General features: G+C 48.3%; 7 protein-coding genes and 1 pseudogene. 4 read left to right on the top strand and 4 right to left on the bottom strand.

Annotated elements, in window-relative coordinates; translation table 11 throughout:
- Positions 1 to 70: 70 nt before the first annotated feature.
- From CS022_RS25185 to CS022_RS01625, 3 genes are all read left to right on the top strand, one after another.
- Complete coding sequence (locus CS022_RS25185) at positions 71 to 634, top strand: hypothetical protein (RefSeq protein WP_201746177.1); 564 nt, start codon at positions 71 to 73, stop codon at positions 632 to 634.
- Between the two features lie 20 nt (positions 635 to 654).
- A complete protein-coding gene (locus CS022_RS01630; RefSeq protein ID WP_129120808.1) occupies positions 655 to 2,439 on the top strand; it encodes a sulfite reductase subunit alpha in 1,785 nt (594 codons plus the stop codon).
- A 282-nt stretch (positions 2,440 to 2,721) separates the two neighbouring features.
- Positions 2,722 to 3,321, top strand: a complete 600-nt coding sequence (locus tag CS022_RS01625; protein ID WP_129120807.1) for a pentapeptide repeat-containing protein — start codon at positions 2,722 to 2,724, stop codon at positions 3,319 to 3,321.
- An 18-nt stretch (positions 3,322 to 3,339) separates the two neighbouring features.
- Here the strand turns inward: CS022_RS01625 and CS022_RS01620 are convergent, their stop codons facing one another.
- Both CS022_RS01620 and helD read right to left on the bottom strand, forming a co-directional pair.
- A complete protein-coding gene (locus CS022_RS01620; RefSeq protein WP_129120806.1) occupies positions 3,340 to 3,735 on the bottom strand; it encodes a hypothetical protein in 396 nt (131 codons plus the stop codon).
- A 212-nt stretch (positions 3,736 to 3,947) separates the two neighbouring features.
- Positions 3,948 to 6,083, bottom strand: a complete 2,136-nt coding sequence (helD, locus tag CS022_RS01615; RefSeq protein ID WP_129120805.1) for a DNA helicase IV — start codon at positions 6,081 to 6,083, stop codon at positions 3,948 to 3,950.
- Positions 6,084 to 6,240: 157 nt separating this feature from the next.
- On the opposite strand from helD, the gene yccS reads away from it, so the two are divergent.
- A complete protein-coding gene (gene yccS, locus CS022_RS01610; RefSeq protein ID WP_235869181.1) occupies positions 6,241 to 8,238 on the top strand; it encodes a YccS family putative transporter in 1,998 nt (665 codons plus the stop codon).
- Positions 8,239 to 8,484: 246 nt separating this feature from the next.
- On the opposite strand, the pseudogene CS022_RS01605 reads toward yccS, so the two are convergent.
- Positions 8,485 to 9,224: pseudogene (locus CS022_RS01605) on the bottom strand (glycerophosphoryl diester phosphodiesterase).
- A gap of 68 nt (positions 9,225 to 9,292) precedes the next feature.
- Positions 9,293 to 14,269 carry a hypothetical protein gene (locus CS022_RS01600; RefSeq protein ID WP_145964499.1) on the bottom strand — a complete coding sequence of 1,659 codons (4,977 nt, stop codon included), beginning with the start codon at positions 14,267 to 14,269 and terminating at the stop codon, positions 9,293 to 9,295.
- Positions 14,270 to 14,677 lie beyond the last annotated feature (408 nt).

The raw sequence follows: 14,677 nt of genomic DNA, 5'->3' as shown, positions 1-14,677 counted from the left end.
CGCTGACTTTTTTGTCTTGATTCCGCTTTCTCTTTTCAACTACCACACTAGCGACGCCATCGCAGCAGCGATGAACAAGAAAGATATGGTAGAGGAACTTAGCCAGTTTTTTGCTCGCCAGAATATCCAGTTGGTCAAAGAAGCTTACGATAGTCACGCATCATCAGGTCAGCCACTATTTGACGGCAAAGTCCCTGAATACGGTGATCGCGATACAGACTTGATCTACCAATATGTCAATGCCTCTGGCGTGCTTCGTCGTGGGTTGGAAGTGGCAAAACAAGCGGATGAAGTGCTGAAACGTGGTGCAACAGAGAGTCAGACGTGTCGTTACTTGTTTGATACCGAGGACAAGCGATTAATAGACGTACTGGTAAAAGATGCGAAAGCCTCCCTCGGCACCTATGACGAACAAGCCCTTGCCTGTTTACTGGCAAAAAAACGGGTTGATGATTACAAAGCCGCAATGGCCAAACGCGAAGTCTGGGATTCAAGGGCATGGGGAACTAGCGTATGGATTATTGAGAGAGACAGGGAAATTCGTCATCAACTCGATCAATACCCGTCATTTGAACAACTGTTGGCAAGCCATTATTGCCAAGTCCTCAGTCAGGTCATGCGTGACGCTGCCTAATTATCAGGAGAATGGATTACATGAAATTAGACAACACACAAAAAGTGCCATATTTGCCCGAGGATATCCCTTTTAACAGTGAACAAACTCAGTGGCTTGGTGGTTTTTTAGCAGGTCTGCATACCAAATTACTCGTACAGGAAAGTAACCAAGCCCCTGCACAGGCACAACAGGCTGCCGTAAGACCGATTACCATCATTTATGGTTCACAGACAGGTAACGCCGAGGCTGTTGCCGAAGATGCGGCAGAACAGGCCAAAACAGCAGGACTTCTGCCAAGCGTTGTTGACATGGATGATGTGGAGCTGCCGCAGTTAGCTCAGGCTGAGCGTCTCCTGGTCGTTACCAGCACCTACGGCGAAGGTGAAATGCCTGATAATGCACAAAGCCTTTGGGATGCAATAAGCGCAGAGGATGCGCCAAGCTTTGCCAATACTCATTACTCTGTGCTGGCGTTGGGCGATACCAATTATGATGATTTCTGCTTAGCCGGTATCCATTGGGATGAGAGGCTGCAAGAACTTGGAGGCCAACGCGTCGTAGCACGTGTTGACTGTGATGTCGACTTTGAAGGTCCAGCCAATGACTGGATAGAAGCGACCATGCCAGAAATTGCTCAACGCGGCAGTGCAGGTGAAGCAGCCGCATCGACGTCATCAGCGCCTTCAGCAGCCAAAAAGAACAAACCCAAGTTCAACAAACAAAACCCGCTGCATGCCGAGCTCATCACTAAAAAGCGTCTGACGGAGGAAGGTTCAAGCAAAGAAACCTTCCACTATGAGTTCTCTCTGGCAGGCAGTGGTGAAACCTACGAAGCAGGTGATGCATTGAATGTCATTCCCGTTAATCGGGATGATTTAGTCCAGGAAGTCATCAATAGCCTTAACAGCCAGTCAGATACGGAAGTAACCTACAACGGGCAATCCATGACGTTGCAAACGGTTTTGACTGATCACTTGGAAATACGAACGCCGAGCAAAGAGTTTATCGCACACCTTGCTGGCCACAGCGCCGACAAAACGCTCGCTGCCATCATCGACGATACTGAAAAACTCAACGATTTCCTTTGGGGTAAAGATATTGTCGACTTGATCAAGCTGTTCCCGGATACCGCGTTGAGTGCCGATGAATTCATCGAATTGAGCAAGGCCCTTGCACCAAGAGCTTACTCAATATCATCCAGCGTCAACTTCCACCCAGAAGAAGTGCATCTCACCATTGGTAACGTGCGCTACAACAGCAACGATCGCGACCACAACGGTGTCTGTTCGACCTTTTTATCAGATGTTGCCGAAGAAGGAGACAAAGTCCGCTGTTACTTCGCGCCGAATAAGCACTTCTCGGTACCAGAGTCTGACGATGCCCCAATGATAATGGTCGGCCCCGGAACAGGTATTGCGCCTTTTCGGGCATTCCTTGAAGAACGCAAAGCGTCGGGTGCATCAGGAGAAAACTGGCTGTTTTTTGGCGACAGGAATCGCGATACCGACTTCATCTATCGTGATGAAATTGAACAGATGCAACAGGATGGGTTACTGACCCGACTCGATTTAGCATTTTCGCGCGATCAGAAGAAGAAAATCTATGTTCAAGACAGAATGCTGGAGCATGGAGAGGCATTATTTTCATGGCTTGAGCGCGGCGGGTATTTCTTCATTTGTGGAGACGCCTATCGCATGGCAAAAGATGTGGATAAAGCGCTGCACGCTGTCATTGAACAACACGGGAAAATGAGTAAAGAGGATGCTGAAGACTACGTCAACGCGTTGAAAAAGCAAAAACGATACGTTCGCGACGTCTATTAATGCCCTCGCTGGCCTTCTTTCACTCAGAGAAGGTCAGCAACATTTTCCATCCGATTACCCACCTGAATCGCATCACCAGCACACTTAGCTGCATCGTGTGAGCATATTGCTGTATGCTCCACATCCAAAGAATTCGCGCCACTAACGTTCGTCGAATATAGCCAAATGAGCTTACTGTTAATACTGGCAGTGACTTATTTGCATCATATTGGTGTTTTAGTGTGTCGTTGTAGATCAAGAAGATACGCGCCGTAACGTTTAGGTCCGTTGAGAGAGGAAACGATGCCAAAAATCAAAAACAACAAGGAATACGTCGAGAAGCAATTCGGGCAATTAGCTGTTGCTTATGGCTGTTATCGCAACGTTGAGTTTGAGGCTTGTACTTTCACTGAGTGCGATTTTTCTGAGTGCGATTTCGATCATTGCAGATTTATAGACTGTCACTTTGAACGCTGTAATCTCAGCCTTGCCGCATTTTCACATACGCGCCTGAACAATGTTGTATTTGCTGACTGTAAATTAGTTGGCGTCGACTGGACAAGACCCAAATGGACCCTCTTCGACTCGGGCTCTCAGATCACATTCAATACATGCGTTCTTAACGACAGTTCATTCTTCGAGCTTGACATGGACGGCGCAACATTCACTGACTGCCGAATGCATCATGTAGATTTAACCGGGTGCAGTCTGTCAGAGGCTAAACTCACAGGATGCGATTTAAGCGGCGCGATATTTAGTCAAACAAACCTTGAAGGCTGTGACCTCTCGCACTCAGAAAACATTACGATTGATGTAAAAAATAACCGATTAGAGGGCTCGACATTCTCACGATTTGAAGCCGTGAACATGCTAACGAGCCTCGGGATAAACCTCGTCGATTAACCTTATGCGTCGTCTCTTTTACGGCTTGGTTTTTTTGATAGGTATCGGTTTTAGCACTTCAATGAATGGGATGATGTCGCCAGAAAGGTAGATACCGTGCATCCGAATTCTTTCCGCAATTTGCTGAGCTTCGACGCGGCAGATTAACTGCAAACCAGGGCCAATTCCTTCGCTGCGATAATACAGCGAAATCTGATGATGTAACCAAATGAGCAGTTCATAGTGTTTCAATTCGTCATCAAAATGACTACACACATCTGCCAGATCGTCACTAGCAGAAATCAGCTCTTTGAGTTTACAAATCCCGGGTTTTCCATCTTTCAGAGCAGACAACTTTAACGTCAGTGCTGTATTCGCTTTTTGAAATGCAGCGAGGTAGTTGTCTTTACGTTTTACTCTGTCTGGCACAAGCATTTTCTATTCCAACAGCAACAAAACTGTAATGATAATTATTATCATTACATAGGTCGATACTAAAATTGAAATCTCATTGAAATATGTGCCACAAATCTTGCTTTAAGCCTGCGTAAGTCAGCCGGATACACTGACACCACATAGATAGGAAGAAGGCTTTACGAAATATTTGGCTTTTGACGCACCAAAAGCGAACTCGCAAGTATCAACCCTCAGCCATCCTCTTGGTGTTTTGCATTATCCTGCTCTATCACCACTGGTTCGTTGACGGGGTTACGCGCGACTTTCCTGCCGAGTTTATTGAACACCGGATATTCCCCTTCTATCAGTTCATGCACAAAAGGAGATGGGTTTTGGCTATCAGAAAGTATCCAAACAGACTGTTTAGACCGAGTCAGAGCAACATAGAAAAGACGCCGCTCTTCTGCATACTCAATACCAGACTCGTCGGTGAGTAATGCGTCGACAAGCGCCTCCTGTCTCACTGAAGTGGGAAAACTTCCATTATTTACCTGACAAATGAGGACAAAATCTGCCTCACGCCCTTTACTGGCATGAACAGTCTGATAACTGATCGAGATCGCCGGAAACGCCGACTGCCATTGCGCAAAATCGTCCGGCTTGTGATGATGATTACGCCCGATGACCAGTACGCTGGCACCTTGATGTTTTGCTGCAATATCCGCCAATATTGTTTGCCCTGATCCTGAAGGTGAAATCGTCACCGCCTTTTTCTTTTGTATTTTTACACTCTGTAAAGACTTCTCCAGTTGCGCAGGGTTTTGCTGAATGAAGCGATTTGCCACTTCACCTATCATGTTGTTAAAGCGATAGGTGGTATCTAGGCTGGTTACCTTGCCATCTGAAAACCGCTCTACAAATCCTGTGGTCAGGTTGACGTCTGCGCCTGTGAAACGATAAATAGCCTGCCAGTCATCCCCCACTGCAAACAATGAAGGTGGAGACGATTTATTGCTGGTACACAATGCTTCCAACATCGACAATCTCGCCGGAGAAATATCCTGATATTCATCCACCATCACAAACCTAAGGCCTAACGCGTCTCCGCCCTGTTTACGACGAAGTATCTTGGTGGCCTCGGTGATCAACATATCGAAATCCGTCGCTGAGTCGGCTTTGAGGCTTGTGTGATACGCTTTCACCACCGGAGAGACCATCGCCAGCTCTGTGAGCGCTTTTTTATCGTCGTCAGAAATCTTCTGTTTGAGCTTTGTCAGACTCTCGGACTGCTGTAAGATCAGGCTGGCTCTGCGCCATACCCACTGATGCAGTTTCTCTGAGTGCGCTTGTTCTGCCAGCTCGCCTTCAGTCACCACACCAGATATTGGATTTTCGGCGAGATATTTATTCCATCGATTAAGTTGGGCCTTAATTCCCCACATTTCAGCCAGCGCTTGTGTTAGGAAGGCTGAGCGACTGGCATCTTCTGTCGCCAATGGTGAAATAGATGGCGCGTTACCGGACAAGGTCTTGATAATTTCAATAGCAAAACCATGAAAGGTCGCCACGCGAACCCCGGCCATCTCTGGCTGATTGAGTCTCTCTTTAAGCTCATCGGCCGCTTTTCTGCCAAACGCCAACAGGAGAATCTCAGAAGGTTCACATTGTTGGCTCTCAACGAGATAACGTGCGCGTGCCACTAACACACTGGTTTTTCCTGAACCTGCCCCAGCCAGAAGAAGGTTGTGACTCTCATCCTGCAATACCGCGCGTCGCTGGGAGGGGTTAAGCGGCGAAGACTCTACAGTGTCAAAAAATGATTGCCATGTCTGAAGTGTTCCTTCCATCCAGCGGTGATTTCGGGCTTCTCTTGCATCATCCGGCACTTCAAGCCACGGCCGAACTTTTTGATACACGGCAGGCAAGATTGCAGAGATCACTGCGAGACTGACCTGATAGTCGTTAAGGGTTTTATGGAATTTGTCTTGCCACTGACGGACAACATCTGCTCGCATGTAGCCCGAGAAGTCATTCAACTCATCAACAAGGTTGTTTAAGAGAGGCTCGATAGGCTTGAGCAGAGTTGTCTGATTAGAAAGCCATGCCTGATGCGCAGCTGCCAGTGTTTCTGCAAACCCTTTCAGCTTCCACCAGCTTAAGCCATAGATGGTTATGCCTCTTGCAGGCTCATCCATAGGAGCAACCATCAACGTCATTCTTCCCCAGAAAATACCGCGCTCAATGCGACACTGCCCATCCCAGAGAGCAAACGGGACAGTCTCAAACATGTCTTTTGATTCGAGTTTCAGGCAATGTTTATCAAGGGTGATACTGAAATGTTCACCTTGCACAAACCACTGCGCAAGCCGACTGGCCGCTAGTTTCATAGGAATACTGCAACTGCTTGGTTTGCTGCGAGAATAGCAGTATTTAAGGCTTTTCTCATGGTATCTGAATGAATTATCGATTTTTTATTGATATGTGGCACACAAATTAACGGTTTCTGGTAACTTAAGGCAATAAAAGAAATCGTTCGGAACCCTAATGAATCCGCAACAGAAGCAGCACAAATTTCGTCATTATTGGTCAAACAGCAGAATTAACTACAGTGTCCGTGTTTTTATCGCTCTAAGCTCGATTGTTCTTGCTTGTTGGTGGCAAGACGCTATCGAAGCGATAAACCCGCTGGTGCTCGGTGTTATTGCTTCGGCACTAGCAGAAACGGATGACAGCCTGTCAGGCCGATTTAAGTCTCTGGCCGTGACGCTTGTGTGTTTTACCGTTGCAACGCTATCAGTGTCAGTGCTCTTCCCTTATCCGCTGATTTTTGCCGTCGGTTTATTTTGCTCGACCTTTGTGTTCATTATGCTTGGCGCTATTGGTAGCCGCTATGCAACGATCGCTTTCGCATCATTGATGATCGCGGTTTACACCATGTTAAGTGTGGAAGATGGCGAAACACTGCTGCAACCCACGCTTTTGATGGCTGGCGCCAGCTGGTACGGGCTGATCTCATTAATCTGGCTGGCGATCTGGCCTCTCCAGCCGGTACAGCATCATCTATCGAGCATATTTCTTGAGCTCGGAAAATACTTTAACCACAAATCTGATTTGTTTCTGCCAACCAGTGAACCCAACCCTCAACACACACGTTTGAAACTGGCAAACCAGAACAGCAATGTTGTTAAGGCACTCAATCTCGCAAAATCAGCCTTGCTGAGCCGCACCCGCCGTTCAGCCTCAAACAACAGCACATCAACGCTACTTCAGGCCTACTTTATTGCGCAGGACATTCATGAACGCATCAGTTCATCGCATTATTTATATGCTGACCTGTATGAGGCGTTTTTCCACAGTGACCTACTGTTCCGTGTCCGTTTACTGATGCAAGAGCAAGCCAAAGCCTGCTTGGCCATTGCTGAGTCGGTTAAGCTGGCTGTGCCTTATGAACACCCCAAAACGAATCAGCGCTTGCTGAATGAGCTGGCGATTGCCATCGAACATATTAAGGCCAATAACAAAAACACAGACAAAGCATTACTTGCTCAAGTTGATTACCTTTTTAAGAACCTTGAGACCGTAGAGAGTCAACTTAACAACGTTACCAATGCACACTTTGTCTCTCCTGAGAACAACGATGACAAACAGTTGGCTGACTTTGAAGCACACGGTCTGAAAGAAAAGTTCTATCGCATCAGGGCACAACTGACGCCCAAAGCACTTTTATTCCGGCATGGTGTTCGGCTTGCGCTGGCATTAACGGTCGGATATGGCGTTATCCAAGGTTTTCAACTTGAGCAAGGATATTGGTTAATGCTCACAACCTTGTTTGTCTGCCAACCTAACTATGCTGCGACGCGAAGCAAACTGACCGACAGGATATTTGGCACCGTATCTGGTCTCGCCGCCGGATTGCCGCTCATGGCGTTGTTTCCAGACCCAGAAGGGCAACTGGTGCTGATGGTGGTTTTCGGTATGCTATTTTTCGCCTTCAGGATCACCCATTACACCTTGTCGACGACCTGCATTACCTTATTTGTTCTGATGTCATTTAATCAGCTCGGACATGGCTTTGCGGTGATGCTGCCAAGGATGACAGACACACTGGCTGGCTGCATTATCGCAGCCATTGCCGTGCGTTATATATTACCTGATTGGCAGGCACACAGGCTCAGAGGCATTATGTCGGACACCCTCAACGCCAACTGTGAATACCTACGAAAAGTGATCAGCCAGTATCAGGGCGGTAAGCAGGACAGCATGGAATATCGCATTATCCGGCGCAATGCCCATAACAAAGATGCTCAACTGACAACGGCGATGAGTAACATGTTGGCCGAACCCGGTCGCTACCGGACGGCAACAGATGAAGGCTTCCGCTTCCTGTGTTTGACCAACGCGATGCTGGGTTACATTTCGGCGATTGGCGCGCATAGACAATCGATAGAAAGTGAGGCACTACTAGACACTATCGATATTGCCCATCAGCATGTTATCGACGGCTTGAATCGGCTGATTGCGAGATTGATTTTCCTGATGTAGCGCCCGATGACATTGCGTGGAGGGAGAATAAAACAACATGGCGAGAATTGGATGATGTCTCGGATTCTGCCGAGTTTATCCTCCGGCAGCTTCATCTTATTGAACGGATAGTGCCTGAGCTGCACTCCCTTATTGGTAGCTTAAATACCAAGGCACTTAACACATCACGTACTTGATGTTGATTTATCTTCAGCCAGAAAGAAAAGCTAATTTGGACAGATAAATGGGGTCAAAAGACCCCAATATTTAGAATTGTCGATAACGGGAAGGAAACAAGTGTCCCACGTCGGTAAAAATGCCGTCCACACCCCAGTTAAATAGTTGGTTTGCTCTGGCGAGATCATTCACTGTGTAAACATTCAGCTGATAACCCGCTTCTTTGATATCAGCCACCATTTGCTGGCTCAAGCTTGGTTGCTCAGGTGAATCGCAGTTGCTTCACACGCTTCCGCGGTTGAACGCCAATCGTCATCGGTATAATCATCTTCAAACAGACAAGCAACGTCAGTCTTGGGTGATCGCCGCTTAAACTCGGCCAGGGCCAGGTGGTTAAAACTGGAGACTAATAACTTGAGGTCGGGTGACAGTTTATTCAGCCCCTCAATGACTCCGTCGAGTAATGTAAGAGTCATCGGCCAGCCTGCGGCACATGATTTTATTTCAACATTTATGTTGAGCTGATGTTCATTGACGAGATCAATAAACTGGCTGAATGTAGGTAAAGGTTCATCCTCAAAATTGTCACCGAACCAACTGCCAGCATCAATGCCGGGCAAATCGTTTTTGGTGAGTGCATAGAGGGAGCCAGTCCGGTTGGTGCAACGATCTAAGGTGTCATCATGGGAAATGACCACAGTACCATCGGCAAGAACATCCACATCACACTCTACCCAACCAAGCCCGTATTCTTTTACTTCCGCAAAAGCGGAGAGCGTATTTTCAGGGGCGAGTGCTGACATTCCGCGATGTGCGAAAAGCGTTTTCATTTATTCATTTCCAAGACACATAATGCATGCAGATTGCCTGCTTGACGCCTCATGGTCAAGAAGAGCAATCACGCCTGCGGTTCGAGTACCAATGCGTTTCTCGCCAACAGGCTTTGAAGAATATCCGCACCCGTTGCGGTGTCATCTAACCCAAGCTCAGCCAGCGTAATATTATCCAACGCAACGTTACTCATTGTTTCACCACCTGCAGAAGAAGAGACATGCAGAATGATCCCTGTATCTGTGATTTCCGGTCGCACATAGTCTCGAAGCACTTCAACTGAGTGTTGGCCACAAATACTGGCAGGCAGCAGGGTTGAAAGGTCGCAAAAACCCCCAAGTTGAATTTCGATATGCTGTGTTTGTGCATTGTTTACTTCGACAACAGGCTCGGGTGCGAAAGAGTCAGTGTCATTGCCAAATACCGCCAACTGTCCTGACATCAACATAGACTCCAATATCTCGTCTTGAGTCATGCTCTGACAATCTATACCAAGCATGGCACTCAGTGGACGGCCTTTGAGGACAACGCTTCGCTGTAAATTGGCATTTATATCGAAAATCTGTAATCGGGTATCGTCGCCAACCTGCTGAATATCGAGTCTGTTGGCAAGCTGGGTGAAGGTAAAACGCCCCTCGGACACAAAGTCACGCCGCAGGTTTATGACATCAACGCCGATATTAAAGTTTTCGATGATTTCGACGTTTTCTCCCGATGAGGCATTGTCTGAACCACTATCACTCTGCATCATCTCTTCCTCCAGTGTTGATGCACCTACTTCAGCATCTGTTACCCTGAAAAACGCATTAATAGAAGCTAGCGTTGCTTCGCCGGCCATGGCCCGAATTTCCACAACGCGCTTTGGTTGATCTGTCAAAGCAATATAGAGATTGTCCACCGCTGCATTTTCTAGGTTCACTGTCCATGTACCGTCACCATAGTGCGAGCCAACCAGATTTCCCTGCGCATCCACCAGCTTGCTGGTTTCACCAAGGCCACAGATTGTCAGGCTGGTAACAATATCCAGTTGGTCAACCATTGATTCCAGCAAACCAACAACAGGGATCGGAATAGAACGATTCGTCACTATTGTTGCTTTGAGGTATCCACCAGATGACAACTCTGCCAGTTCGAGTGAGCGACCCTGAGGGGTTGCCCGGGTGATGATCATTGCCACGCCGTCTTGTGAACCGTGATGGCAGGAAATACCTTTTTCTAGCAGCGTGTTGATGGATTCAACACTTCCCGTCAGCACCAATACATTGTTTCCATCGCCAGTTGCAGTCACGCCCGGAACCTGCTCAGTGATGCGAAGCTGTGCATCGATACCCGCCGCTAAGGTCACATTGATTTGTGGGTAATCACTGTTATCAAGATGCAGTGTCGTCAATACCGTATCTTCGCTTTGACCAACGTGTGAGCTATCGACCTCAGGCGATATGTTGTCGCCCTCCGGTTGATCATCAGGCATCTGCGGCGCTGCATTCATCTCTGGCATATTTGGTGATTCGAGAGGGTTATCTTCAGGAGGCATCATCGGCGAGTCATCCTGAACAGATTCGACACTCTCTTGGTTCTCCATTATCGGAGTGGTCGCCATTTCCTGCGCTGGCATCTCATTTTCTGGAAGGGGCATATCTTCGTTCATTGGTGGCATTTCCGGCGCTATTTCCAGCTCTGGCGAAGCAGACGGCATAGTTGCATCTTCCTGTTCCGGTGCTTGTTCAGCCATTTGCGGGGCAGGTTCGATATGTTCGGTCAACGCCTCAGATGCCGCATTGTCCAGTGGTTCACTATCAAATGAGACAGACTGAGCTCCCATCGCATCTAAATCCAGAACAATGTTGTCTTTCAGCGTTCTATAATCTGTCGACGTCGGATCCTGTAACGTGATCAAGGCTTTTATTTCAAGTTCGCCGCGAACGCCCTTCTCTGGCATAAACGTGATCTCATCGGCCAACGAGGCAAGAAATACATTGCTGTAGTTGCCGGAAGGTAAACCAAACGCCCCTTTTGAGTAGTCGACGAACAACATTGCGCTTTTAACAATACTAATATCGGCAATGCCTTCACATTTCACCAGCAGCGACGCGAGTGTAACATCGCCTCCCCTCGCAACCCTCACTTCCTCCTGACCATTGGCTTCGGCATCACTAGCAGCCACAGTCTGGTCCGACGCCGCAGACATTGCCATAGGCTCTGGCATCGCGCCATCGCTTTCAGATTGCGAAACAATTTGTCCCTGATAGATCGGACTGCCATCGCTACCAAACAGCTGCGCATGAATAGAAACGGTTTCTGCGGAACTTTGCGGAGATAAACGAAGGTAAATATGACCCGCATCAAGCATGGTTAAATCAAAGCCAAACTGAGCCACTGACATACCCGTTTGGTCTTCAGCCCAACCAATAAAGTTGAGTTCAATATCCTGCTGCTCACCATGGTCAGACACCAGAACAAACATATCTTCTTCATGAAAATGCGTCACGATCATCGAAGGCATATCCGTGATACCGGACATCATGATATTCGCCAGTTGACGCCGGATCTCAGAGAAATCCAGTGGCACGATTCCATTCGCTGATAAATCAGCTTGAATCGCCTGCATATCAGGCGCACTGTGCGGTGATGACATTTCCTGTGGCGCGTCGGTAGTCGCGTTTGCTACTCCCATCTCGCCAGCCTCCATCTCATTGGTGATGGGCGACTCAGTTACACTTTGAACGTCATTGTCGGACTCGGCTGAAGACATATCAGGCATTGGCATGTCTTCAGCCACTGGCGCTGGTTGTGGTATGGAGGCCTGAGACAAATCAGGAGTGTGATCGCCTTGATTCACTACCACACTGATACTTGCCTGACGAATAGCGCCTGTTGCCTCGTTAATGAGGCTGAAGGAAAACAGAATATTGTCTTCACCGTTGGCGCAGTCAACGTTATGGTGCTGCGTCATTTCGTAATCAAAACTGACCCCGTCCGCAAGTGCGACTGGCGTAAGGTCGATAACAGGGATTCGACCATCAGGATCATCAAGATACAGGCTAAGTGTTCCCGGAACACTCGTATCAGTCAGTAGTGGCATGGTGTAGCAGGTCACACCGGACAACGCAGCATTGACAACATCAGGATCAAAACACACCGCCTCATGTACCGTTGGTGTCATATCTTGTTCGATGACAGCATCCTGCTCGTTTGTTTCGACTGCTACAACCAACGGGTCAGGCTCCGGTGATGCCTCTTCAGATATCATGCTGGCATCAGCTAGAGAGTCCGACACAGGAACCTCTTCAATCACTGGCTCATCAGGAACGGCAATGTCACTCTCCTCTGCAATAGGTGACGTCAGAGCGTTATTGACCTCATCCATGCAAGGCGTTTCCTCGCTCATCGTTTCTGCAAGGGGCTGTTCCGCTATCAACGTTTCAGTGGGCATCTCCTGCTCCACCTCATCGCTTTGTAACTGAGTGGGTTCGTTTGCAAAGGATTCACCGCTGTCAGCGGATTCAAGGGGGGATGTTTCTGGCTCGGGCATCTCGACAACGGTGGAGGTCATTTCAATCCCCATTGCTTCAGGTGATGGATTGATATCTACCTGAAGTGACTGCGCGGGCAGTATGCGCTCTTCTATACCGCTTTCTGATGAGGTGTTTACAATCCCTTCAACCATAATGCTAAAGCTAGCTGGCAGTGACATAGGTCCTGCAATTTCTAACTGGCAGATGTTTTCAGACGAAACTCTGTCTTGATCTGACAGCAGAGTGACCTCATTGGAAGCCACATCTCGCGCTTGTAACCTCGCTCCCTCTGGAAGGCTAAATACCCTGACAAAGAGAGATTCATCACCCATCGCTTCTGCTGAACCGCTTATTGAAATTTTGTCGGCAAGGGAGACGATTGTCTGTTCACCCTCGTTATCTGTCGCCCCCTCCTGTGGGTCACCTACGATGATTTCGATATCAACGGTTGTATCGCTACCCTCATTTTCAGCGCCGACCGAAATCGAAAGGCTTAACGTCCCTTCAAAGCCCTCTTCTGCCGCAAACATGACCTCAGAGAAGGACACGGCATCGCTCAACTGCCAGTTTCCTCGATGATTAAAGATACCTCCGCCGAAAAATATGCCACTTTCAGGTTCGAGTTTGAATGTCATTGATTGCCCACTCAACGCACCACTTTGTTGAACACACTCGGCGAGAATCTGAGATAGCAAGGTTGGTGTAGCCGGAGTGATTTGCGCTGGCGCAGATGGAACATTCAGTAAAACAGGTTGAGAAGCTGGAGCAAACGGCTCTAACGGTGAGCTGGCTGCAAGCTCTTCAGGTTCAGTAGAGGGTTGGGGATCAGCTGCTGGCTGAATTTGTTGTTCAATGGTTTCTGTTACTGGGTCAGATTGGCTAATCTCATCAGCCGCCGCAGCGAGTTCGGGTTCATGATCGCCCTGATTTACCGCGACGGTCAGTTGCCCCGGCCACACTTCACCTGTACTCAAGTTGTTGAGATCAAAAGGCAGGGTAATCTGTGAAGATCCATCGGCCATGTCCACTTTTTGCTGTTGAACAAGGCGATAATCGAAACTTAACCCATCACCACAAGCAACAGGGGTAATATCCATCACTGCAATTTTGCCATCTGCATCATCCAGATACAGGCTGAGCGTGCCAGATACACTGGTATCAATCAGTAATGGCATGGTGTAACAGGTCATACTCGCAATAGCAGACGCTACATGTTCAACGTTAAAACTGACAACCTGAGAATCAGCCGCTGCGGTAGATGTGTCTGTCGCGTCAGCTGCTATTTCATCGACTGAACCGGACGCTTGGGTATCTGTTGACGGCTCGCCGCCATCAAAAACTGGAGCCGGAGGGTTGGAAAGGTTCAAATCGGGGACATGGTCTCCCTGATTGACGGCGACAGAAAGCTGGTAAGGCCTGCTGGCTCCGGTGGCGGAGTCCACCAACATAAATGGCAACGCAATGGTAAGGCCTGCTGGCTCCGGTGGCGGAGTCCACCAACATAAATGGCAACGCAAACCACTCTTCACCCGTCGTAATATCCACTTTTTGATGCTGGGTTGATTCATAGTCATAACTTTGCCCGTCATTACAGCGTACTGGCGTAATGTCCAACACCGCGATGCGACCATCTGCATCATCGAGATATAAACTCACTAAGCCCGGAATCGAGGTATCCACCAGCACAGGCATGGTGTAACAGGTAACAGTAGACAGTGCTGACGCCAGCATGTTGGGGTCGAAAACCACAGATTCCTCGCCCACCGGACCTTGCATTGCTGCGGGTGCTTCGTCTGCCGTTACCGCAGGTTCAGCCATCACATCTGGCTCAACAGGCATTTCCATTTCGTTTGGCGAAGAATCAGCAACCACCTCTGTGACTGTATCAGTCATGGGCTCGCCCATTGGGTCCGCAATAGGCTCTGCGGGTGCAAATG

Source organism: Veronia nyctiphanis, from assembly GCF_004116385.1.
GTDB lineage: Bacteria > Pseudomonadota > Gammaproteobacteria > Enterobacterales > Vibrionaceae > Veronia > Veronia nyctiphanis.
This window is presented reverse-complemented; position numbering and strand designations above follow the sequence as displayed.